General features: G+C 40.2%; 23 protein-coding genes. 10 read left to right on the top strand and 13 right to left on the bottom strand.

Going from position 1 to position 21,156, the window contains the following annotated elements; genetic code table 11:
* Positions 1-100: 100 nt before the first annotated feature.
* The 3 genes from gltX to proB all read right to left on the bottom strand — a co-directional run bounded on the left by gltX (position 101) and on the right by proB (position 3,204).
* A complete protein-coding gene (gltX, locus tag CXF76_RS08325; protein ID WP_007581594.1) occupies positions 101-1,585 on the bottom strand; it encodes a glutamate--tRNA ligase in 1,485 nt (494 codons plus the stop codon).
* A 39-nt stretch (positions 1,586-1,624) separates the two neighbouring features.
* Positions 1,625-1,984, bottom strand: a complete 360-nt coding sequence (locus CXF76_RS08320) for a glutaredoxin family protein (RefSeq protein WP_077535797.1) — start codon at positions 1,982-1,984, stop codon at positions 1,625-1,627.
* A 116-nt stretch (positions 1,985-2,100) separates the two neighbouring features.
* Complete coding sequence (gene proB / locus CXF76_RS08315) at positions 2,101-3,204, bottom strand: glutamate 5-kinase (RefSeq protein ID WP_101163434.1); 1,104 nt, start codon at positions 3,202-3,204, stop codon at positions 2,101-2,103.
* 119 nt (positions 3,205-3,323) lie between these two features.
* On the opposite strand from proB, the gene CXF76_RS08310 reads away from it, so the two are divergent.
* Complete coding sequence (locus tag CXF76_RS08310; RefSeq protein WP_101163433.1) at positions 3,324-4,283, top strand: DMT family transporter; 960 nt, start codon at positions 3,324-3,326, stop codon at positions 4,281-4,283.
* On the opposite strand, the gene CXF76_RS08305 is transcribed toward CXF76_RS08310, so the two are convergent.
* The 3 genes from CXF76_RS08305 to pdsO are packed head-to-tail and all read right to left on the bottom strand — an operon-like array spanning position 4,178 to position 7,588.
* Positions 4,178-4,783, bottom strand: a complete 606-nt coding sequence (locus CXF76_RS08305) for a class GN sortase (RefSeq protein WP_101163432.1) — start codon at positions 4,781-4,783, stop codon at positions 4,178-4,180. The genes CXF76_RS08310 and CXF76_RS08305 overlap by 106 nt on opposite strands.
* A complete protein-coding gene (locus CXF76_RS08300) occupies positions 4,780-6,810 on the bottom strand; it encodes a marine proteobacterial sortase target protein (RefSeq protein WP_101163431.1) in 2,031 nt (676 codons plus the stop codon). Before CXF76_RS08300 ends, CXF76_RS08305 begins: the two co-directional genes overlap by 4 nt.
* A 46-nt stretch (positions 6,811-6,856) precedes the next feature.
* Positions 6,857-7,588, bottom strand: a complete 732-nt coding sequence (gene pdsO / locus CXF76_RS08295) for a sortase-associated OmpA-like protein PdsO (protein ID WP_101163430.1) — start codon at positions 7,586-7,588, stop codon at positions 6,857-6,859.
* A 204-nt stretch (positions 7,589-7,792) separates the two neighbouring features.
* On the opposite strand from pdsO, the gene pdsR reads away from it, so the two are divergent.
* The 3 genes from pdsR to CXF76_RS20710 all read left to right on the top strand — a co-directional run bounded on the left by pdsR (position 7,793) and on the right by CXF76_RS20710 (position 11,066).
* Positions 7,793-8,482 carry a proteobacterial dedicated sortase system response regulator gene (gene pdsR, locus CXF76_RS08290; protein WP_101163429.1) on the top strand — a complete coding sequence of 230 codons (690 nt, stop codon included), beginning with the start codon at positions 7,793-7,795 and terminating at the stop codon, positions 8,480-8,482.
* The gene (gene pdsS / locus CXF76_RS08285; protein ID WP_101163428.1) at positions 8,482-10,620 is read left to right on the top strand and encodes a proteobacterial dedicated sortase system histidine kinase; all 2,139 of its coding nucleotides are present in this window, start codon (positions 8,482-8,484) and stop codon (positions 10,618-10,620) included. The genes pdsR and pdsS overlap by 1 nt, the downstream gene beginning before the upstream one ends.
* Positions 10,621-10,901: 281 nt before the next feature.
* Positions 10,902-11,066, top strand: coding sequence for a hypothetical protein (locus tag CXF76_RS20710; protein WP_007581574.1), 165 nt, complete (start codon positions 10,902-10,904; stop codon positions 11,064-11,066).
* Between the two features lie 5 nt (positions 11,067-11,071).
* On the opposite strand, the gene CXF76_RS08280 is transcribed toward CXF76_RS20710, so the two are convergent.
* Complete coding sequence (locus tag CXF76_RS08280; protein WP_101163427.1) at positions 11,072-12,322, bottom strand: multifunctional CCA addition/repair protein; 1,251 nt, start codon at positions 12,320-12,322, stop codon at positions 11,072-11,074.
* 132 nt (positions 12,323-12,454) lie between these two features.
* Between CXF76_RS08280 and CXF76_RS08275 the strand changes: the two genes are divergently transcribed.
* Entirely contained in the window at positions 12,455-12,682 is a 228-nt protein-coding gene (locus CXF76_RS08275) for a hypothetical protein (RefSeq protein ID WP_007581571.1), read from the top strand.
* 30 nt (positions 12,683-12,712) lie between these two features.
* Here the strand turns inward: CXF76_RS08275 and CXF76_RS08270 are convergent, their stop codons facing one another.
* Genes CXF76_RS08270 through CXF76_RS08255 form a run of 4 tightly spaced genes read right to left on the bottom strand, consistent with a single transcriptional unit; the run spans position 12,713 to position 16,578 of the window.
* Complete coding sequence (locus tag CXF76_RS08270) at positions 12,713-13,213, bottom strand: DUF1543 domain-containing protein (protein ID WP_101163426.1); 501 nt, start codon at positions 13,211-13,213, stop codon at positions 12,713-12,715.
* A gap of 8 nt (positions 13,214-13,221) precedes the next feature.
* Positions 13,222-14,571, bottom strand: a complete 1,350-nt coding sequence (locus tag CXF76_RS08265; protein ID WP_010553151.1) for a sigma 54-interacting transcriptional regulator — start codon at positions 14,569-14,571, stop codon at positions 13,222-13,224.
* Positions 14,572-14,573: 2 nt separating this feature from the next.
* Positions 14,574-15,119, bottom strand: coding sequence for a hypothetical protein (locus CXF76_RS08260; RefSeq protein WP_024590065.1), 546 nt, complete (start codon positions 15,117-15,119; stop codon positions 14,574-14,576).
* Between the two features lies 1 nt (position 15,120).
* Complete coding sequence (locus CXF76_RS08255) at positions 15,121-16,578, bottom strand: sensor histidine kinase (protein ID WP_024593295.1); 1,458 nt, start codon at positions 16,576-16,578, stop codon at positions 15,121-15,123.
* A gap of 330 nt (positions 16,579-16,908) precedes the next feature.
* Here CXF76_RS08255 and CXF76_RS08250 point away from each other — a divergent pair, with 330 nt between their 5' ends.
* The 4 genes from CXF76_RS08250 to CXF76_RS08235 all read left to right on the top strand — a co-directional run bounded on the left by CXF76_RS08250 (position 16,909) and on the right by CXF76_RS08235 (position 18,063).
* A complete protein-coding gene (locus tag CXF76_RS08250; protein WP_007581561.1) occupies positions 16,909-17,142 on the top strand; it encodes a cag pathogenicity island protein Cag25 in 234 nt (77 codons plus the stop codon).
* 24 nt (positions 17,143-17,166) lie between these two features.
* Positions 17,167-17,394 (top strand): hypothetical protein, encoded by a 228-nt coding sequence (locus tag CXF76_RS08245; RefSeq protein WP_007581559.1) that lies wholly within the window; start codon positions 17,167-17,169, stop codon positions 17,392-17,394.
* Positions 17,395-17,580: 186 nt separating this feature from the next.
* The gene (locus CXF76_RS08240; protein ID WP_007581558.1) at positions 17,581-17,817 is read left to right on the top strand and encodes a hypothetical protein; all 237 of its coding nucleotides are present in this window, start codon (positions 17,581-17,583) and stop codon (positions 17,815-17,817) included.
* Between the two features lie 9 nt (positions 17,818-17,826).
* The gene (locus CXF76_RS08235; RefSeq protein WP_007581557.1) at positions 17,827-18,063 is read left to right on the top strand and encodes a calcium-binding protein; all 237 of its coding nucleotides are present in this window, start codon (positions 17,827-17,829) and stop codon (positions 18,061-18,063) included.
* Positions 18,064-18,114: 51 nt separating this feature from the next.
* Here CXF76_RS08235 and CXF76_RS08230 read toward each other — a convergent pair whose 3' ends face one another.
* Both CXF76_RS08230 and CXF76_RS08225 read right to left on the bottom strand, forming a co-directional pair.
* Complete coding sequence (locus tag CXF76_RS08230; protein WP_101163425.1) at positions 18,115-18,567, bottom strand: energy transducer TonB; 453 nt, start codon at positions 18,565-18,567, stop codon at positions 18,115-18,117.
* 171 nt (positions 18,568-18,738) lie between these two features.
* Positions 18,739-19,260 (bottom strand): energy transducer TonB, encoded by a 522-nt coding sequence (locus CXF76_RS08225; RefSeq protein ID WP_101163424.1) that lies wholly within the window; start codon positions 19,258-19,260, stop codon positions 18,739-18,741.
* Between the two features lie 172 nt (positions 19,261-19,432).
* Here CXF76_RS08225 and CXF76_RS08220 point away from each other — a divergent pair, with 172 nt between their 5' ends.
* Positions 19,433-21,115 carry an amidohydrolase gene (locus CXF76_RS08220; RefSeq protein ID WP_101163423.1) on the top strand — a complete coding sequence of 561 codons (1,683 nt, stop codon included), beginning with the start codon at positions 19,433-19,435 and terminating at the stop codon, positions 21,113-21,115.
* Positions 21,116-21,156: the final 41 nt, after the last annotated feature.

Here is a 21,156-nt window from a genome sequence, read left to right as displayed (position 1 = left end):
TAAATTCAACCTTGAAAGAACAACAGACCCTTATATAAAACTATCTGACACAAAAAAGCCGAGCTTAATAAGCTCGGCTTTTATAAGTGCATTTTAGTAATTATGCGCTTGGGTATTCGCGGTACGCACGTTCTATATTTTTAGCCTGCTTTTTAGAAATACCTAAATGAGCAAGTGCTACACGTAAACGGGCGCGTGATAAGTCAGACCCTAATATTTCCATTGCATCAAGCACTGACGTACTTGATGTTTTGCCAGTAATTGCGACAAATATTGGCTCTAAAAAGTCTTTAATTTTTAGCTCATGGAATGTTGCAACTTCTTTTGCGATTGCAAAAATAGCGGGCTTTTCAAAGCTACGCAAGCCTTCAAGCTGCCATACAAAAAATTGTAGCGCTTGGCGAATCACATTTTCGTCTGCTTTGCCGGCTGTTAATAGCGCAGGATCGTAAGTTGGAATACCACCTACAAAGTGCCCTGCAAGCTCAACCATATCCGACAGCGTATTAATACGTGTTTTAACTTCTGGTAATATTTTAGCTAACATTTCGCCATTAAACTTCCAATCAACAAAGCGCTGAATTAACTGCTCGTCGGTTAGATTTTCGCGGATCCACATGCCGTTTAACCAGCTTAATTTATCTACGTCGAATACTGGACCACCAAGCGATACGCGCTTCATGTCGAAGTTTTCAATCATCTCATTAAGTGTGAACTTTTCACGCTCATCAGGCATTGACCAACCCATACGGCCTAAGTAGTTAAGCACGGCTTCTGGCAGGTAGCCCATTTCTTTATAGTAATTAATAGACGTTGGGTTTTTACGCTTAGACAGCTTTGATTTATCTGGGTTACGTAATAACGGTAAGTGACCAAGTACTGGCGCTTCCCAACCAAAATCTTCATAAAGCTTTAACAGCTTAGGTGCTGAGTTAATCCACTCTTCGCCACGGAAAATATGACTAATTTCCATATGGTGGTCATCAACTACGTTCGCTAAAAAGTACGTTGGGAAACCATCTGCTTTTAATAGCACTTGCATGTCTACGTTTTCCCACGGGATCTCAATTTCATCACGTAGGTAGTCGTTAAACTTAAATGTGCCTTCGCTTGGGATTTTCATACGTATAACGTAAGGTTTGCCTTCAGCTAAGTTTGCTTTAATTTCTTCATCTGTATGGTTTAAACCACGACCGTCATATTTAGGGCGTAGGCCTTCTGCCATTTGCTCTTCACGCATTTGATCAAGCTCTTCGCTTGTTGCAAAGCAGTAAAACGCTTTACCATCGTCAACTAACTGATGCGCGTATTTTTTATATAAATCGCTACGCTCAGATTGACGGTAAGGACCAAATTCGCCACCCACATCAGGACCATGATCCCACTCAAGCCCTAACCAACGTAGGCTATCCATAATCGCAAGTTCAGACTCTGGCGTGCTACGTACTTGGTCTGTATCTTCTATACGAAGTACAAATTCACCGCCTTGTTGTTTAGCAAAACAGTAGTTAAATAAGGCGATATAAGCGGTGCCAAGATGCGGGTCACCAGTTGGCGACGGGGCAACACGGGTGCGAATTGTCATGGTATATTCTCTTTAAATAAGTGAGATAATAAAAGTGGTTTATGCAGCTACTTTGTTTAAGTAAGCAATAATATCGTTTGATTCGTAAAGCCATTGTACTTGACCGTTTTGCTCTATACGCAGGCAAGGTACTTTAACTTTGCCGCCTTGCTCTAGTAGTTCTTGACGATATTGCTCATTATTTTTCGCATCACGCGTTTCTATGTTTAAGCCTTCACGCTTAATGGCGCGGCGCACTTTTACACAAAACGGGCATGCTTTAAATTGATACAGTTTAAATTGTGAGGTTTGCTGATCAAGCTGTGCTTGCTCGTCGCTTGCACGCTTTTTACTGCGAGGAGTAAATACAAAATTAAAGAATAAGATTATACAACCTAAAAACCAACGAACTAATTTCATGTTCTGTGCTCTGCTTACAACAATTTAAGGAGCCAGATTTTAGCACAAATTTACAATCAAAAAAGTGTAATACTGCGAGAATTACACTCAAGTAATTTAATTTACTAAAAGTGCTTCTATAGCAATACCATATCATCCCTATGAAGTACTTCTGCGCCACTATCGTAATCGAGTAATAGGCCTATTTGACTAGAGTGCGCACCCTTTATTTTATTTACCTCGGTACTACTAAAGCGCGTTAAGCCCCGTGCAATCACTTGATTTTTATTATCTATTAAATCAATTAAATCACCGCGTTCAAAACGTCCAAATGCATTAGTAACGCCTTTAGCGAGTAAGCTAGCGCCTTTATTTTGAAGGGCGCCAATAGCACCTGTATCAATAACAATTTGGCCGTTACTTTTTGGCCCGGCTAGTAACCATTTTTTACGGCCATCTTTTGGAGCAGTGAGTTTTAAAAAACGCGTGCCTGGTAACTCGTCACTCATGCATTTTAAAATAACGTTTTTACCTGCACCTTTAGCAATAATAACTTCTACACCTGCGCGCCTTGCAATGTCGGCGGCTTGCAGTTTAGTCGCCATACCGCCGGTGCCTAAATTTGTGCCACTGCCACCAGCAAGTTGGCGCAGCTCATCGTTTATATCTGTTACTTCGCCAATGAGGGTGGCATCGGCGTTTGTGCGCGGATCGCTGGTAAATAACCCTTCTTGATCGGTAAGTAGCAGTAACTTATTAGCATTAGCCAAAATAGCGACAAGTGCCGATAAATTATCGTTGTCGCCTACTTTTATTTCGCTGGTAGCGACTGCGTCATTTTCGTTAATGATGGGTACAACGTCGTAATTTAATAATGCATTGAGTGTATCGCGGGCATTAAGGTAGCGCTCTCTGTCGTCTACATCAGCGCGAGTAAGCAGCATTTGCCCCACATTTACCCCATATAAAGCAAACAAGCTCTGCCAAATATGAATAAGTTGACCTTGTCCAATTGCAGCAAGCATTTGTTTATCAATTAAGCTTCTGCCACAGGGTTTTAATAGTTGTTCGCGCCCAGCAGCAACCGCGCCGCTCGATACTAAAATAACCTGATGCCCCTGCTTTTTAAGCTCGCAGCATTGGCGTACTAATTCAACCATATGTGCTTTATCTAGTTTATCGGTGCCGCCAGTAAGTACGCTTGTACCAAGCTTTACAACTATTACCTGTTCCCTTTGCATGTGTTTTTTACTACTGATTAATTAAAGATGAATTAATTTATACCAGCTCGGTATTTTTGAACAAGTTAAAAATATTCATGCTAGGATCTGATTTTATTAAATTATGTAAATTACTCTCTATGCCTGCCAGTTTATGTCTAATTATTGCCACCTTTTTATGGGGCAGCTCTTTTATTGCGCTCAAATATGCCATTGCCATTTACGACCCTGCCTTGGTGATATTTTTACGCATGCTCACCACGTTAGTTTTGTCGCTTTGTTTATGGCGCTACGTTATTCGGTTTGAGTATTTAAAAGGTGACTGGAAGTATTTAGTGGGTATGTCGCTTGCTGAGCCTTGCTTGTACTTTTTATTTGAAGGTCATGCAATGGAATATACGTCAGCCTCACAGGCGGGTGTTATTGTGTCGTGCTTGCCTATTATTATTGCGCTACTTGCCTTTTTATTGCTTAAAGAATACATAAGTAAATCCATCGTGGTCGGTTTTACGCTATGTATTGGCGGCAGTATTTTACTTACTCTTCTTTCACCCAATTCTGAGCAGGCACCTAATCCGCTGTTGGGTAACTTTTTAGAGCTTATGGCGATGGTGTGCGCTGCATTTTATACCGTAAGTATTAAACATTTAGCTAATCGCTACTCGCCCCTGACTTTAATTGCGTTGCAAGGTATTAGCGGCAGCTTGTTTTTTGCGCCGTTTTTGTTTTTTATCGACCTACCAAGCGAAAACCAACACGACTTAACCGCGCTTATGAGTATTTTATATTTAGGTTCGTGTGTAACCCTTGGCGGCTACGGCATGTACAATTATGCTATTAGCAAAGTATCGGTATTAACCGCGGCTGCGTACTCTAATTTAATTCCTATTTTTACACTTATTTTGTCAGCTATTATTTTGGGCGAAGTGCTCAACGTTTGGCAATGGCTGAGCATATTTGTGGTATTTATTGGTGTAATGGTAAGCCAGCGCCATCAAGAACTTGTGGTTGATATACCGCTTAGCGAATCGGGCGAAGACATTTGCGCAGATACAAGCAATCTTAAATCAGTACCCAAGGCAAGCGAATCAAAAGGGTAACAGGTAAGCAAATACAGCCCGGGTGTTTGTAAAAATGTGTTTTGGGATTGATGAATAACCTCAATCCCCGTTACTTTATAATTTTGTATCACCCCACTTTGCAGCTGCAAAGTAAACGCTTCCCCCACTTTTACGTTTTGTAAAAATGCAAAGTGGGTGTCGTTATGCCCTGCTATTAGCGCGCCTTTGCTATTACCAAACTCTTTACCACCAAGCGCCCCCGCGGGTAAAAATTGGCTTGGCGCAAATGCTAAGTTACGCCCGCTCGCTCCTGCCAATACACTTAAAATTTTATTGTGGCTTGGCCAATTAAGCTTTGCAGTAACGTAACTGTCTGCGTAATACCACGGTTTTACTTTAGTGTTGGGTGATTTAAGCGCCTCTTGCCATGCTTGCTCAATTAATACTTGAGCAAGCCACGCTTTTGCCTGCATATAAGCACCGTGGCCAAATAATCCAAGCCCAGCGATTAGTAAGCCCGCGCTTAGCCACTTTTTCATTTACGTGCCCTGCTTAATTTAAATGATCGGTTTATTTTAAGAGCGCCATAGCCGAGTAATAAAATACATCCTAGCAATATATGTAATCTGCTTTGCCCATCGGTTTGCGGTAAACGCATCGCCATACCTTGTGGTACTGCATTAGTAGCTTGCGCCGTTTGCTCTGCCACTTCTTTTATTTGAGTTTGTTCAATCGCTATAAAAGCAGTAAACGGGCTAAGTAATTGATGAGTAAGCGCAAGCTCCTGTACTTCATCTTTAACGGTACTTTGCTCGTTGTATAAAAGTAATGACTTGATTTTTTGGCGCGCCCACAGTTTTGCTATACCTTGAGCGCTTGAGCTATTTTGTGTACTTAATTTAATACTTAAAGGCCCTTGTGCTGTTTGCCCAGCAAGTACCACACTTTTAGCATTATTAAGTTTTATAGCGACCATGATAGGCTCGCCAAAATATAAATCAGGCAGTGGTGACGGCCAAAAATCTAAGCTGTTACCGCTTTCATCGCTTAGCGCCAAATTAGTAATAGCCGGATGTGCAAGCTTATCAAACAACTGCTGCATTTTAGGTTGCACCTCGCTTGTGCTGCCTATAAACGTAAATGAGCCCCTACCGACATCTGCCGCTCGGCGCATAAAAAAGCTGTTAGATGCGCTACCAATACCCACTGTAAATAAGCGGCTATCACCTAATTTACTTTGAATATTTTTAAACAATGCGTCTTCATTACTTACGCTGCCATCAGTTAAAAATACAACTTGGCGTACAAAACCATCAAACTCGCTGCCATCAAGTACGGCATTAAGCGCACCTTGTATTTCTGTGCCGCCGTCGGCTTCTAGGCTATAAATAAATCGCTCTGCGCGGCGTAAATTAAAGTCGCTGGCTATAAGTGGTTTATCGCTCATTGGAGTTACTATGTTGTCAAAACCAATAATGTTAAAGCTGTCGTCGCTATCAAGTAATGACAGTGCATAAAACAAGGCTTTTTTAGCTTGCTCCATAGATTGCCCGTGCATAGAGCCTGACGTATCAACTACAAATACCATTTCGCGAGGTAAGCGCTGAGTTTGTGTAAAGTGATCCCCCGGTGGCATTAGCATAGCAAGCCCGTATCGGTCACCATTTTCAAACTGCTGAGTAAAAAATGCGGCTTGAGCTTGCTCTTTTTGTAGCGGTTTAAACTCAAGTACAAAGTCGCGATTAACTGCATTTTTCTCATTTAACGCTATTTTATATTGCCCAAATGCTGTGTTTTGTACATCAACATTATGAAATTTAGAATTGATATCCACCAGCTCTAAGCCTACGTCTATATCAATGTTTAAGCTAAATTGGCTGCTTGGTACGTTATCAGTTTGAGTACTATTTTGAGTGATGTTTTGAATGCTGTAAACAGGGCTTAACCATCCCGTTGGGAGCGGATTAACATGCGCTTTATTTTGAGTACTAACTTCAACTTCACCACTAATCGCGTGATAACGCGGTGTAATGGTAGTAGGAAACCTAATAGCAAATGTGCCGCTGCTGTAGTCAATTATTTCTTGATACTCAAGCTCAATAATTACTTGCTCACCAGGACCAATATTCGCCACATTCGTAATAAACATATTGGCGCGTTGCTGGCGTACAAGGGCTGCTTGCTTACCTGCTTTTTTAGCCTCCTCGTATTTTTTTTCAGCTTCCACTTTTTTATCAATTTGGCCTTTAATAACTCGCTCACCAATGTGCATGGTCATAGCATGTACGGCGCTTTCATCTGGCAGTGGAAAAACATAGCGCGCATTAACCGCAAACGGGTTTTCGTTTTGATAGGTCTGCGTTACTACAACATGATTAATCAGGCCGGTTAAGGTCATATTGGCATCGCTTTTTAATATTATTGCTGGCCCTGCTGGCGCACCATTGCTATCAAAAAGCTCTAACTTGGGTGATTGCGCATGGCTTTTAAAGCTAGCTAACAGCACAATCACTATGAATATAAAAATGCTTACTTTAGTAAGCATTTTGGTTGGTTTACTCAACATAAAATCACTCCATCGAACGCTTAGCTTTACTTAGGTTCCGTTAGGTTTAGTTACTCGCCATTTGGCCATTTGCTGGGTACATTGAGCGAGTGGTAAGCGTTACGCGTCTATCAAAAAAGTTATCTTCCACCGTGTTGCTGTTAGCCAATGTTTGCTGTTCGCCAAATGCCTGCGTGCTTAAGCGTTTATGGCTCACGCCGTGTTTTATTAAATAGCTTTGCACGGCATTTACACGCGCTTTAGAAAGTAAAAGGTTGGCTTGCTCATCGCCGCGCTGATCGGCAAAGCCACTTAAATCAATTGCGAGTTGTGGTTGGTTGTTTAACAAGGTAATGAGCTGGTCTAACTGCAGTGCAAAATGCGGGGCAACAACACTTGAACCTGTTTTAAATTGTACCGTCATCGCCAATAAGTTATTAATTTGAACTTGAGTTAACTGCTCATTTTGATTGGCAAGCACTTCTAGCTGTTGCTCTAACATATTGTTGTGATTAAGCACGTGTTGGTAATCGCTGGTTTTTTCTTTCATAACCGTAATGGCACGCTCTTGCTCAGCAATTTTGTTATCAGCTACTTTTGAATCGCCTATTAAGCCACCGGCAAATGCCCCAATAAACGCACCAATAGGCCCACCCACTACGCCGCCAATAATAGCGCCTGCACCTAGTCCAATAGCCGTTTCTTTATGGGCTTCTTTTGATGGCGTGTTAGATGTTGAGGCAATTGCTGGAGTACAAAAACTAGCAACGAGTGTTAACGCGATTAATGTCTTCTTCATGATTTGATCCTTAAACTTACTTTTTAATTTATGATGTTTTGTTTTGATGGGTGTATTAAAACAAGCTCAAGTGGCAATAAAGGGGATCAAAAATGGCAAACTGCTGAGCAATTGTGGCAAAAAAATGGCAATTGCCTTTTTAAGCGTACTTAGCTTAAAAACTTCGATATAGTGCACTACAGAGGCAATAGGATAATGATTAGAATGAAAAAAATAGCCATCGTCGAAGATGAACCCGCAATCCGCGAAAACTACATTGAAATGCTGAGCTTACAGGGCTACCAAGTGAGTGGCTTTGCAGATCGCGCTAGCGCTGAAGCTGCATTTAAAAATGCCCTGCCCGATTTAGCCATTGTTGATATTGGCCTAGGCCATGAAATAGATGGTGGTTTTTTACTGTGCCAAACATTGCGATCGCTTTCTAAAACACTGCCTATTATTTTTTTAACCGCCCGCGATAGCGAAATAGATACCGTATGCGGCCTGCGCATGGGCGCCGACGACTACCTAACAAAAGACATAAGCTTGGCTCACTTGGCTGCGCGTATTGGTGCGCTATTTCGCCGAATGGAAGCACTTGAACAACCTGCTGATGCAAATGCACTCATAACACGCGGGCAGTTAACGCTCGACACGCAACGTATGCAGGTATTTTGGCAGCAACAATTAGTTGATTTAACCGTAACCGAATTTTGGATGCTGTATTCACTCGCCCAGCGACCAGGCCATGTTAAAAGCCGTAACGAATTAATGAGCGATGCAAAAATTTATGTAGACGACAGCACCATTACTTCACACGTAAAACGTATTCGTAAAAAATTTATAGCACTCGACAGCGCCTTTGATTGCATAGATACCGTGTATGGCATGGGCTATCGGTGGGAACAACACTAATGCTACGATTTGGTCTGCGCAGTAAATTTATATTACTTTCATGTTTTTTGTTTTTGCTACCGTGGCTTGGCTACGAGTACGTGTGGGAAATGGAAAAGTTTTTACGCCAAGGCCAAGAAAAAACCCTCGTAGGCACCACTCGAGCACTTGCTACTGCATTACATGAGCGCCCTGCATTATTTGACGAGCAAACCAACTTTTTAGACCAAGTAGTAAAAGGGCGCGATTTATACGCTTATAATCTTAAAAACCCTATTCAGCTCGACGGTAAACTTAACGATTGGGACAGCTACCAACCGCTATTTTGGCATTACGATAAGCGCTACTTACAAAAAACAGATAACAAGCATCAAGCCAGTGACTTATCGTTTGATCATATGGTGGGAAAATTTGATAACTACTTATACGCCGTATTTAAGGTAACCGACAATACCCTTATTTATCGCGCTAAAAATAGCTTAAGCATTACCAATAACGATTATTTACAAATTGGCCTAAAAACGCCTGACGGTCAGTTTAATACTTACATTATTGCGCCGCGGCAAGATGGCTGGGTTAATGCGTTTGATGCAAATACCAAAGCCCCTTTTACAAAAATTCAGGGCTATTTTGAAAGTACCAAATCAGGTTATAACGTAGAGCTGCGCTTTCCTATTAACATGCTGGGCAACAAACTTGGCTTTGCCATTGTTGACATTGATAGTAAAGAGGCATTGTTAGAGCCTAAAATAATGTCGACCTCAAACTTAAATAACCCAAACGATTTAGGCTCTGTATTAGTCCCTTCTCCAGAAATTAGCCGTATTTTAAAAGGCATGGGCCACAGTGGTAGCCGCATTTGGGTGGTCGATAACCACCATCGCGTACTTGCGCAGTCGGGTACTATTCAAAATGCAGATGGCGTTTGGGCTGATGGGCTTGCTAACCAAGCTCCCGAGACGTGGTGGCAGCGCTTTGAGCAAAATTACTTGCACCCAATTTACTATAAAATATTAACGCGCCCCGAAAATGAGTTTTTAGATACCCTGCACGATGTAGCCTCTATGCAGGGCACACATTTAGCTAAAGCATTAAAAGGACAACCAGCATCGTCTTGGCGATTAACACCCGACAGTAAAGCCGTTATTTTATCGGCCGCTTACCCTATTTGGATTCAAGACCAAGTAATTGGCGCGGTAATAGCAGACGAAACCACAAATGGCGTACGTACGCTGCGTAATAAGTCACTCGAAAAACTCTTTAACGTTATTTTAGCTGTGATGCTAATTGGTACTGTCACACTGTTCTTTTTTGCCTCACGTATATCGAACCGAATTAGGCGGCTGCGCGATACAGCTGAACAAGCAATTGATGCACAAGGGCGTGTTACCGGCAGTATTAATTACAGCGATGCTAACGATGAAATTGGCGATCTGTCTCGTAGTTTTTCAAACATTGTGAGCCGACTTGGTGGCTATACCGATTACTTAGAGAATATGTCGTCGCGGTTATCACATGAGCTGCGCACGCCTGTTGCCGTAGTACGCTCATCACTTGAAAACTTACAAAGCTTGCCACAAAACGAGCTGAGTCAAAAATACCTTGATCGCGCCAGTGAAGGCGTTGAACGCTTAGGTAAAATAATAACCACCATGAGCGAAGCCACTCGCCTTGAGCAGAGTATTCAAAGCAACGAGTCTGAGCCTTTTGATTTACAAAAAGTAATAAATGGCTGCATGCAAGGCTATCAGCTTACTTACCTAAACCAGTTATTTACGCTTGATGTATGCCAAAACAAATTACCTATGCAAGGTGCACCGGAGTTTATAGCTCAGCTGCTTGATAAACTTATTAATAACGCGCTGGAGTTCAGCAAAGCCAATACGGCTATTAATGTAGGCCTTAAGCAGAGCGAAAATAAAGCAATATTAACAGTGAGTAACACAGGCCCCGCGTTACCCGAAGGATTAACTGAGCATATTTTTGACTCTATGGTGTCGGTACGTAGCCAGCAAATGCAGCAACAGCCACATTTGGGGTTAGGTCTTTATATTGTAAGGCTGGTGTGCGACTACCATAAAGGCAGTGTAACAGCGCAAAACAACGAACAAGGTGATGGTGTCGTATTTACCGTAACACTGCCGTTAGTAAATGGTTAAGGCTGTATTTATACCGTTATATTTGTACCGTTATATTTATAGCCACAGCATTATATGCAAATAGTAAGTACGTAATAAATTAAATTCAGCTGTATATTTTTAGTTAAAAAGAGTTATTTTAATTTACCTTAACTCCATATAAATTAACAAATAAACCCCTCTCATCCCTCAAAACCTGCCGGTTACAATTTAGTACAACTTCAAATGTAACTATTCACTTTTAATTCAGTCGAATGACCATACCCTACATCACATTAAAGTATTAAATTGAAGGAATACTCATGAAACCATCACTAGAGCGTGAAGAACTAGACTTTATTTTTGACTTATACAGGCCCTCTAAAAAACCTGAGTCTGAAAATGTAAAACCAAAAAGTACAAACTACAAAGAGCTAAGAAAGCACGACGCGACTAAAAACCAAGGCGTATCGCACTACTTAGTTTAACTTTATTACGATTGAGACTTCTCACGTTCTAAAAATGCTTTAATGCAGTTTATTTCTGCAAGTTTTACTTCTTCGCCTATTTCAGGGCCTTTTTTGCCATTTTTAAGTGCATTTTGCACTACCAGTTTCTTATCCATTTTTTGCAGTTCAGTATGAATTGCTCGCAGCTTAGCTGCTTGCGGGTATGGCTTATCAACAAGTGTTTCACCACGCCCTTGTGCATCGCATTGGCATGCTTGGGTAAACGCTATAAAACGTTCTGGGTGTACCAACGCATTTAAGCTAGTCACTATTAGCTTGTGAATGGTTTGCGGCCTTAACTGATCAATCGTGTGGCAAAGGGTATGATTATCACTGGTGAGTACGCCAACATCGCGAAAACGGTTAGGCACTTTTAAGCGCTCACAAAACGCCTCAATAACTGCAACACCTTCGCGTTCGTGCCCACGTAGGTTTCCATATTTTTTAAAACTAAGCGCTTTTCCAAAATCATGGGTTAGTGCAGCAAAACGTGTTTCTAAATTAAAATTTAAATCGGCTGCACGCCTAAGTACCAGCATAGTATGTACAAATACATCACCTTCAGGATGATGGTTTGCCGGTTGCGGTACATTAACCATGCGCTCAAGTTCTGGAAAGATACCTAAGCCTTGCAGTGCTTCAAAATAAAGCTCAGGGTACTTTTCACCCAGTGCTTTTTCAGTTTCAAGCCACACGCGCTCAGGTACTAAATGATTTAGCTCACCTTTATTTTTAAGCTCGCGCATTAATGCATACGTACTTGGGTGAATACGCCAATCACTGCCATAGCGCGCTAAAAAACGGGCAATACGCAATACTCGAACAGGGTCTTCTACAAATGCCTCAGTGGTGTGGCGCAGTGTTTTATTTTGTAAGTCAGTTTGGCCATTAAACGGGTCAATAATATTACCGTGTTCATCAAGCGCCATTGAATTTATGGTTAAATCACGCCTTGCTAAATCTTCTTCTAGCGTCACTGTTGGGCTGGCATCAACCACAAAGCCAGTATAGCCTTTGCCGCTTTTACGCTCTGTGCGCCCAAGTGCATATTCTTCTTTTGTTTTTGGGTGCAAGTAAACCGGAAAGTCGCTACCTATTGGTACAAAACCGAGCGATTCCATCGTTTTTGGTGTTTCACCAATCACTACATAATCGTTATCTTTAGATTTTATATTTAGCAGTTTGTCGCGCACTGCACCACCAACGAGGTAAACTTTTTTTAAGTTACTTTTCACTTTATTCCCATAAACATTAATAAAATTGTTTGATGTTAATCATAACATTAATTAAAAAATTCTGCGGTGTTTGCCAAGCTTAAGTAAGCTCATTACAATGGCGCATTATTTTCAGCTATAGCCTCACAATTAATGAAAAACCATTCATCAAAAAAAGAACTTATGTTACTACCCATTTTATTAGTGGTTATTTTAATGTGTGTGGCGGGTCACTTTTTACTGCAAGCAAATTTTCAAGACAGTAATGTGGTTGAATACATGTTAGCAGCACTGCCGTTTGCTATGTTTGGATTGGTTATTGTGGCGTTTAAAATGGCGGCTAAAAGCGAAAAGGATGAACAAAACGAGCAGGACTCTTAATCCTGCTTAGTTTTAGCTACTTATTATAATTTAAAGTATGTGATAGCCAAACCAGTCTGGCTTTATCGGCTGCGATATACCGCTGGGCGTGAGCTTAATGTTTAGCTGGCTGTCGAGTAAATCAATGGCAAAGCAATCGTCTACGTCATGTAAATCATCTTTATGGATATGGCTAAGCCCTGCTAGCAAATCGCTTTTAGCTCGCTCTTTAGCTTCATGGCTACTGCTTGCAACATACAGTGCAAAGTCGTGTTGCTCAGCCATAGAATCACTTCTGTAAGCGCCTAAATTTACAAAATAGAGTTGTTTATTTTGCTCCACATAGCTATCGACTATTTCTACTTTAAAGCCATCAATATGATTAATTGCCATGTAGCTATCCATGTGAACACTACTTCTGTCGCCTACCCACTGGCTTTTTAACTTTGTATAAGTTTGCTCGATGTTTTGCCCTACAACAAAACGAATATCATGCATTTCAATGTGGCAACCTTGAATCCGGCCACCTAAATACACCATAAATAACTGCATGCTTTTCCTTAACCTAAATTATCAACATCAATATTATGCTTTTTAATCAACTTATAAAAATCTGAGCGATTGCGCTTGGCAAGCTTAGCGCCTTCGGCTACGTTACCACCTGCCATTTTTAAAGTGTTAATTACATAGTCGCGCTCAAACTCTTTTTTAGCGTCGTTTAGTGATAATGGTTCTACGTTTGTTTCGTTACTATTTAGCGCAGCTAACACTAAGTGCTCTGAAATAACATCGCTTGGCGTTAATGCTACAACCTGCTCTACTACGTTTTGTAATTGGCGGATATTACCTGGCCAGTCGTAACGCACAAGCGCATGCATAGCATCGCTGGCAAAGTGTTTTTCAGTTTGCTTCATGCGCTTAGCAATGCTTGCACTAAAGTGCTGTGCTAATAAGCTTATATCTTCGCGGCGCTCACACAGTGGCGGTAATTTTAAATTAACTACGTTTAAGCGATAGTATAAATCTTCTCTAAATTGCTGGTTTAAAATAGCTTCAGGAAGATTTTTATGTGTTGCCGATACAATACGTACATCAATTGCGATTTCTTCTTGAAAGCCTACGGGGCGAATTGTTTTTTCTTGTAATACGCGCAGTAACTTAACCTGCAAGTTAAGTGGCATATCACCTATTTCATCTAAAAATAGCGTGCCGCCCTCAGCTTGTTGAAACAAGCCTTGGTGATCTTTAATTGCGCCCGTAAAAGAGCCCTTTTTATGACCGAATAATTCAGACTCTAAAAGCTCCCCTGGTACAGCGCCGCAGTTAATTGCAACGAAAGGGCCACCGCTTACATGACTATGCTGATGAATCGCCTGTGCGAGTAGCTCTTTACCTGTACCACTAGCCCCCGAAATCAATACATTAACTTGCGTTGGCCCAAGTAGTTTTACTTGCTCTAACAAGTGCAGCATTGCACCACTGCGCGTAACTATATTACTTTTAGGTGCTGCTTCATCTGCATTAACACCATGTATTTCTATCGCTTTAGCAAGGCTGTCAAATAGCTCATCTTTATCTACAGGTTTAGTTATAAATGCAAAAATGCCCTGCTTAGTTGCCTCTACGGCATCAGGAATTGAACCGTGCGCTGTCATCATAATGACAGGTAATGCAGGGTAGCGGCTTTGCAACTGACGATGCAGTGCCATGCCATCCATTTCATCCATACGTAGGTCGGTTATTACGGCGTCAAACACTTGGCTTTTAAGTATTTGTAGTGCGGTTAAGCCGCTTTCACAGGTCGTTACTTCGTATCCTTTTGATTCGATACGAATAGCGAGCAGTTTTAATAAGCTAGCGTCGTCGTCAACGAGTAATACTTTTGCACCTTGCACTTTAGTTGCTGCCATCGTTACTGCTCCTTAGTTTCTTCTCGTAGTAAAAGCTGCTGCTCAATTGTTGCTAACGATGAGAGGGTTTCTTGCATTTTATTATTAAGTGCTTGCTGCTCTTTTTTAGCATTTATTTGCATAGTCACTTGCTGCTTTTGAAGCCATAAATATTGCTTTATATCATCTGGCCAAAAGTAAGCAAGATCGAGTTTTAGCAACTTAGTCATTACCGTATTTGGATCATCATTTATGTTTAAGCACATAAATTTAAAAAAACGTTTAAGATCGTTTTCACCTGTAAAAATATCTTTTTTTGGCACCAATTTAAATCCGCCACACTGATTAGCGTGCCATGCAATAACTTGCTCTGCAGGCGGATAGCTTGGTTCAATTTTTGGTCTGGGTTTTGGACTAGGTTTACTGTTTTTGTCGTTTGTTATTTTGGTATCGACCACAGGTGCAGGTGTAATTGACACACGCTCTTCTTGCCCATTAGTAATTGCACAACCTGATATAACCATGCTGCTACTGAGCACACATAAAATAGCGATTAAACGCAAGCGCATGTTAATTAACTCCTAGATTTTTTGTTATGGGAATTTTAATTGAAAACCGGCAACCATGCGGCTCGTTATGCTCAACAGTAAGTGTACCTCTTAGCTGTTCAACAGATTCTTTCACAATAGTTAAGCCAAGCCCACTGCCTTGCAGCGTAACATTTTTACTGTGTTTACCTTGATAAAATGCGCTGAAAATTTGAGTTTTTTCTTGCTCTTTAATACCGCACCCTTTATCAAGTACAGCAATGCAAAGTTGGTTTTGCTCAAGCGCTAAATTAATAGTAACGCTTTGCTTATCTTGTGAAAATTTTAAGCCATTTGAAATAAGCTGAATTAAAATCATCTCAATAAGCTCACTAGGTAAAGCAAGCTCTTTATTAGGTAAGTTATTTTGCCATTGCAGAGCTTGCTGACGCGCACTTAAGCGATGTTCAAAATGGCTATTAATTTTATTAATAAGATAGCTAAACTCAACTTCGCTTAGGCTGTCTTTACTGGTGCGAATTGCATTATAACTCAGCAGGCTGTCAATCATTGTACGAAGGCGCACCATAGATTGGCTAATAAGCTCGAGCACTGCTTTTTGCTCAGCAGTAATTGGGCCTACTATTTCATCAGTTAGTAAGTCAGTGCCTTCGACCATTGAAGCAAGCGGCGTTTTTAGCTCATGGGTAACATGGCGTAAAAAGGTATCTTTTTGCTGCTCAAGCATATGAAGCTGCTCTTGCACCCATTGGAGTTTTTCTCCTAGCTCAACTAGCTCAGCGGAGCCTTTCACAGATATTTTTTGCTGCCAATGTCCCTGCCCTAGCTTATCAATAACCGTAGTTAACCCTTTTAATCGCCCACTTATACGCCATAAAAAACCACCACCAACAATTAAAGTAAGCGGAATAAGTGCCACCAGCCAGTTTATAAATGAAGTTTGTAGGCTTGTAAGCTCATTTTGGTTATTGGTAATTTGCGCTTCATTTTTATCACGTAACCATAAAGTAAGCTCAGCAACTAAATCGCTCACTGGCACAAATAGCTCCGCTTGCTGTTGTTTTTGCTCAACAAGCTCTACATGCGCTGTTTGTAAGGTGACATATAAGCGTTGCCATTGGTGGGTGTAATCTTTATCCGTGTTTACAAATTTAAGTTCATCAATACTTTGCAGGGATGATTGCCATTTATCGACAATGAGCTTATCTAACGATTCGCTTTTTAATACCCAGTTTTGCCTAGTGGCGCGCTCAAGGCTGTTGAGTTCTTGTTTTAGGATATTAAACGATTTGGTAACTTGGTAGTTGTTACTCACGATACTTTGAGTCACTGCTAATTGCTTGTTAAGCGCATTTAAAAATACAATCACCACTATAGAAAGCGGGAGTAACGAAAGCAGCATACTCATTGCAAATTGCCCAATTAAATTAGGCCGCCAGTTAAGCATTGCATGGTATTTTTTAGCTATGGTTGCTGGCATTTCGTTTAGTCCTTTTAAGTTAAGCGTCCTATTATTAAGTGCTTACCTTATACACTAGCTGAACCAGCAATTATATTTAATACGATTAACAGCCAGCGCTACAAAAACAATGTGTCGCCAAATAGAGACAACGTAAACCATTGATTTTTAAAACCTACCTTTAATCTCACTATATAGTGTTGCAAAAGGCACACAAAAATTACAATAAACCCCGTAAAAACTTCTCACCCCTTTCAAGTTAAAAATATAAATACTTGAAAATTAACAATAATTATTTTTGGCATCATTTTTGTAGTAGGAGTAATAACTTTAATCAATAAGGAAATAATTATGAACAAACGCATTTTAGTAATTTCATCATTACTGGCTTTAGGCTTTTTAGGCGCTAACGCACACGCAATGGACGTTCACGCGACTTTTAACGAGCTTGATAAAGACAGTAACGGCACATTAAGTGAAGCCGAAGCAGGTGAAGATGCCGTTCTACACGAAAATTTTTTACAAATTGATACTAATCAAGATGGGCAGTTGTCGCTAGATGAATTCAAAAAATTTATTCAATAAACTCATTTAATAAGGAACGTGATTATGAAACAACTTATAGCCGCTTTTTCATTAATGTTTTTAGCAATTAGTGCCACCGTAATTGCATCGCCAACAAACGTGCGCTTTGCCCATTTAGATAAAGATATGGATGGACAAATATCAATTGTAGAAGCAAAGGAAGACAAGGAAGTAATGAGACAATTTGCCGACTTAGATGAAGACGGTGATGAAAAAGTCTCAAAAAAAGAATTTGAAAGCTTTAAGCCTTAATGAGTAATTACTGATTAAGCTTTACTTAAGCTTGTTACAAGTAAACTGAATTTAAAAGCATTTGCCATAATCCCTGAGGGAGTGTGTAAAAGGATTTAATGTTGGGAGTTAAATTACGGCAAGTGCTTTTTCCTTTTTACTTTATTTTAGCCACGAACTTTTAATACATCTTTTGGAAGGAAAACCATGAAGATACTTTCCCTTGTTATAAGCATTTTAATGCTATTAAGTTTTGATGCCGCGGCACTTGATGTAAAGCAACGCTTTGATCACCTAGATAGCGACAAAAGTGGCTATTTAACACACGACGAACTTGATCCCCAACCACAACTTTTAAACACCTTTGTAAAATGGGACAAAAACCAAGATAACCAAATTTCGCTAGTCGAATTTAAAAGTTATCTAACTAACAACCTTTACTAAGTGATTTATATGAAAAGTATTAGCTATATAACGCTGCTGGCGTTTAGTATTTTTAGCGCATTTAGTTTTGCCGCAAGTAACGACATTGCAAAGCAATTTAAAAAGCTAGATAGGAATAAAGACGGTTTTTTATCACGTTCAGAAACAGCTATAGACCCGGCTTTGTGGTCACGGTTTTCAAGCTACGATAGTGACAAAGACGGTAAATTAGCATTAAATGAATATGGCTTATATGCAAGTAAGTAGATTTATAGCTAGATAAACAAACACCTAGCTTATTATATCTATTAATTACGTTCAGGCTTTATTTTTAGAACAATGCGCCAAATACTCTGCATCAGTAGGTTTTGGGCTCACCATAAAATCCATTTTGAGATAAGTTAGGATAGGTTGCTTACTCGTATTTTCAGTTGTCGCTTTCCAGCGCCATAAACCCACAGCAGCTGCCGCATTATTATCAAACACGCCCTCAGGATAGGATGCAATAACCTTATACCCTTGGGCTTCACCTTGTGAACTAATTAACATAGCAAGCTCAACACAACCTGAAATACTTTTCTTTGCAGCTTCTATCGGATATCGCGGCTCTACTCTTTTAGCAACATCCCAGTATTCACCTGCCTTACTTCGCAGTTCAGGACTCGATAAATCAATAAAACTCGGCATTTCATCGCTTACTTGTTTATCAGACGTTGAACTACAGGCTGTTAGCATCATGCTCAAGGAGAGTAATAAATAGAGAGCTTTCATAGCATTTCCTTATTCTTGATGCTTATTTAGTTATTTATAAATATTAGTACCCATCTGATTTTATAAAGGTTCGAGCTAAAATATTACACACACCGAAAGTAACTTTAAAGTGAGGTAAATAAGTACTTTTTTTCAAACCTTGTAATTTTTCTCGTTACTTGAAATGTTTCATCAGTAGGAGATTTTTTTAATTTTACCTGTTACTTGAAATGTTTCGCCAGCCGGACAATTTTTTAAATATTTTTTACCTACTGGTATTGAATCAATCATAAAATCAATTCTGATATGAGTAAGTACAGGTTGTTTAGCTACATTTACGGCAGTAGGTAGCCAAGCCCATGCACTTAAAGATCTCGCTGCGGCTTCATCAAATAATCCTTTAGGATATGAGGAAATTACTTTATATCCTTGCGCCTTACCCTCAGAATTAATAATAGTCATTAACTCTACACAGCCCGCTAAGCCTTTTTTTGCTGCCTCTACTGGGTATCGTGATTCAACTTTTGTAAAAATACTCCAATAGTCTTTCACCCTATCGCGCAGCTCAACACTTGATAAATCTATATAATCGCGTATTTCAGCATTTGATACATCAGTATGGTTTAGCTTTTCTACACTTTTATCTGCAGTAGGTGTCGATCCACATGCCGCAAGTAATGAAGTTAATGGGAGTAATAAATAGAGGGCTTTCATAGCGTTTCCTTATGCTTTATTGATTGTTTTACATACTAAATAATCACATTAATTACCTATTTTGTAAACAGTTAATATAGAGAAAAGCCTTAAAATGAGATCTATCAATTCATTGGTATTATAAAATCAAGTTTGTTAATGTAAGTAAATTAACAATAAAAATTAAGTAACTATGCCACTCAAAAAAATAATCAAACCACTCATACTAGCCAGCCTTTGCGCTAGTTCTAGTTACACTCTCGCACAAACAAAAGTAATTTATAACGCCAATGGTTATACCCCTTTATACAAAGGTGAAGTACAGCAGTTTTCTACCCTCGTTATTAAAAATGGCAAGGTAGTTAAGCTCGGTAGCGAAACACTTAAAGATAGCTACCCAGATGCCAAGCTAATTGACGCGCACGGTAATACCTTATTACCTGGCTTAATTGATGCTCATGGGCACGTTATTGGCCTTGGCGACAATTTATCGCAACTTGACGTACGCGGCGCAACATCGGTTGATGAAGTAACAAATAAACTAAAAGTATTTGCCGATAACAAACAAGGTTGGATTATTGGGCGAGGTTGGAACCAAGAGCTTTGGGCTGATACACGCTTTCCTACAGCTAAAGATTTAGACAAAGTAGTGAGCGATCGACCTGTGGTTCTTTCGCGGGTTGATAGTCACGCCATTTGGGTTAATTCAAAAGCGCTCGAACTTGCTGGGATTAACGCCCAAACAAAAGCGCCTGAAGGCGGTGAAATAATTAAAGACGAATTTGGCAATCCTACAGGTATTTTTGTAGATAAAGCAGAATCGCTAATTACCCAGCATATGCCAGCCCCTTCAAAGCAAGATATAAGTGACTCACTAGATGCAGCAGGTAAGCATTTATTAAGTTTAGGCATTACCTCTACTCACGATGCAGGTATTGATAAAGCCACATGGGAGGTTTACAAAGAGCGCGGCGACCTTGGTAATTTACCGCTACGTATTGTGGCAATGTTAAGTGGTGCAAGCCCTGATTTAGATACAATGTTAAAGGCAGGCCGATACCACGACAAAAATGACTTTATGGAAATTCGCAGTGTTAAAGTTTACGCCGATGGTGCACTGGGCTCTCGCGGAGCCGCTCTGATTGAAGAATACGCAGACAGACCTGGTCACCATGGTTTAATGCTTGAAACACAAGAAAAACTCGAAGCGCTCTTTACACAAAGCTTTAAAAGCGGCTTTAGCGCAAATACCCACGCCATTGGCGATAAAGCAAATAAAGTAGTACTTGATGCTTATCAAAATGTGTTTAAAAAAACGGGCGGTATATTACTACGTAACCGAATAGAGCACGCACAAATTGTAACGCCTGAGGATATCCCTCGCTTTAAAGCGTTAAAAATAATCCCTTCAATGCAGCCAGTACATGCCACTTCTGATATGCATATGGCAGAGCAACGCTTAACTGAAAAACAATTAAGCGGTGCCTATGCTTGGCAAACATTTTTAAAGCAAGGATCGGTTGTTGCAGCAGGCTCTGATTACCCGGTAGAGCTTGCAAATCCATTTGATGGTTTGTATTCAGCCATTACACGCATGGATCATAACAAACTACCTGAAAACGGCTGGCGCGCAAGTGAAGTACTAAGCCGCGAAGATGCATTACGTGCATTTACTCTCGGTGGCGCTTATTCAGCTCATCAAGAATTTAAGGTGGGTAGTTTAGAAAAAGGTAAATGGGCCGACTTTATTTTAATTGATAAAAACTACTTTAAAGTACCTGTTGACGAGATATACAAAACAAACGTACTGCAAACATGGGTAGCAGGAATAAAACGGTACGAAAAAACCAAAACAGAAAAGACTATCGATAAATAAATAAAAAGGGTTAACGCAAGTTAACCCTTTTTATTTATGTG

This window comes from Pseudoalteromonas sp. 78C3, assembly GCF_002836695.1.
GTDB classification, from domain to species: Bacteria; Pseudomonadota; Gammaproteobacteria; order Enterobacterales; family Alteromonadaceae; genus Pseudoalteromonas; species Pseudoalteromonas arctica.
Note: the sequence above shows the minus strand (reverse complement) of the source record. Positions and strands in the feature narration are given on the sequence as shown.

Coding starts and splice junctions, on each gene's coding strand:
- CXF76_RS08275 (WP_007581571.1), top strand. CDS start 12,455: ATGAAAAACCATTCATCAAAAAAAGAACTTATGTTACTACCCATTTTA.
- proB (WP_101163434.1), bottom strand. CDS start 3,204: ATGCAAAGGGAACAGGTAATAGTTGTAAAGCTTGGTACAAGCGTACTT.
- CXF76_RS08245 (WP_007581559.1), top strand. CDS start 17,167: ATGAAACAACTTATAGCCGCTTTTTCATTAATGTTTTTAGCAATTAGT.
- CXF76_RS08250 (WP_007581561.1), top strand. CDS start 16,909: ATGAACAAACGCATTTTAGTAATTTCATCATTACTGGCTTTAGGCTTT.
- CXF76_RS08320 (WP_077535797.1), bottom strand. CDS start 1,984: ATGAAATTAGTTCGTTGGTTTTTAGGTTGTATAATCTTATTCTTTAAT.
- CXF76_RS08260 (WP_024590065.1), bottom strand. CDS start 15,119: ATGCGCTTGCGTTTAATCGCTATTTTATGTGTGCTCAGTAGCAGCATG.
- CXF76_RS08300 (WP_101163431.1), bottom strand. CDS start 6,810: ATGTTGAGTAAACCAACCAAAATGCTTACTAAAGTAAGCATTTTTATA.
- CXF76_RS08240 (WP_007581558.1), top strand. CDS start 17,581: ATGAAGATACTTTCCCTTGTTATAAGCATTTTAATGCTATTAAGTTTT.
- gltX (WP_007581594.1), bottom strand. CDS start 1,585: ATGACAATTCGCACCCGTGTTGCCCCGTCGCCAACTGGTGACCCGCAT.
- CXF76_RS08255 (WP_024593295.1), bottom strand. CDS start 16,578: ATGCCAGCAACCATAGCTAAAAAATACCATGCAATGCTTAACTGGCGG.
- CXF76_RS08220 (WP_101163423.1), top strand. CDS start 19,433: ATGCCACTCAAAAAAATAATCAAACCACTCATACTAGCCAGCCTTTGC.
- CXF76_RS08265 (WP_010553151.1), bottom strand. CDS start 14,571: ATGGCAGCAACTAAAGTGCAAGGTGCAAAAGTATTACTCGTTGACGAC.
- pdsR (WP_101163429.1), top strand. CDS start 7,793: ATGAAAAAAATAGCCATCGTCGAAGATGAACCCGCAATCCGCGAAAAC.
- CXF76_RS08230 (WP_101163425.1), bottom strand. CDS start 18,567: ATGAAAGCTCTCTATTTATTACTCTCCTTGAGCATGATGCTAACAGCC.
- CXF76_RS20710 (WP_007581574.1), top strand. CDS start 10,902: ATGAAACCATCACTAGAGCGTGAAGAACTAGACTTTATTTTTGACTTA.
- CXF76_RS08310 (WP_101163433.1), top strand. CDS start 3,324: ATGCCTGCCAGTTTATGTCTAATTATTGCCACCTTTTTATGGGGCAGC.
- CXF76_RS08270 (WP_101163426.1), bottom strand. CDS start 13,213: ATGCAGTTATTTATGGTGTATTTAGGTGGCCGGATTCAAGGTTGCCAC.
- CXF76_RS08225 (WP_101163424.1), bottom strand. CDS start 19,260: ATGAAAGCCCTCTATTTATTACTCCCATTAACTTCATTACTTGCGGCA.
- CXF76_RS08305 (WP_101163432.1), bottom strand. CDS start 4,783: ATGAAAAAGTGGCTAAGCGCGGGCTTACTAATCGCTGGGCTTGGATTA.
- pdsS (WP_101163428.1), top strand. CDS start 8,482: ATGCTACGATTTGGTCTGCGCAGTAAATTTATATTACTTTCATGTTTT.
- pdsO (WP_101163430.1), bottom strand. CDS start 7,588: ATGAAGAAGACATTAATCGCGTTAACACTCGTTGCTAGTTTTTGTACT.
- CXF76_RS08235 (WP_007581557.1), top strand. CDS start 17,827: ATGAAAAGTATTAGCTATATAACGCTGCTGGCGTTTAGTATTTTTAGC.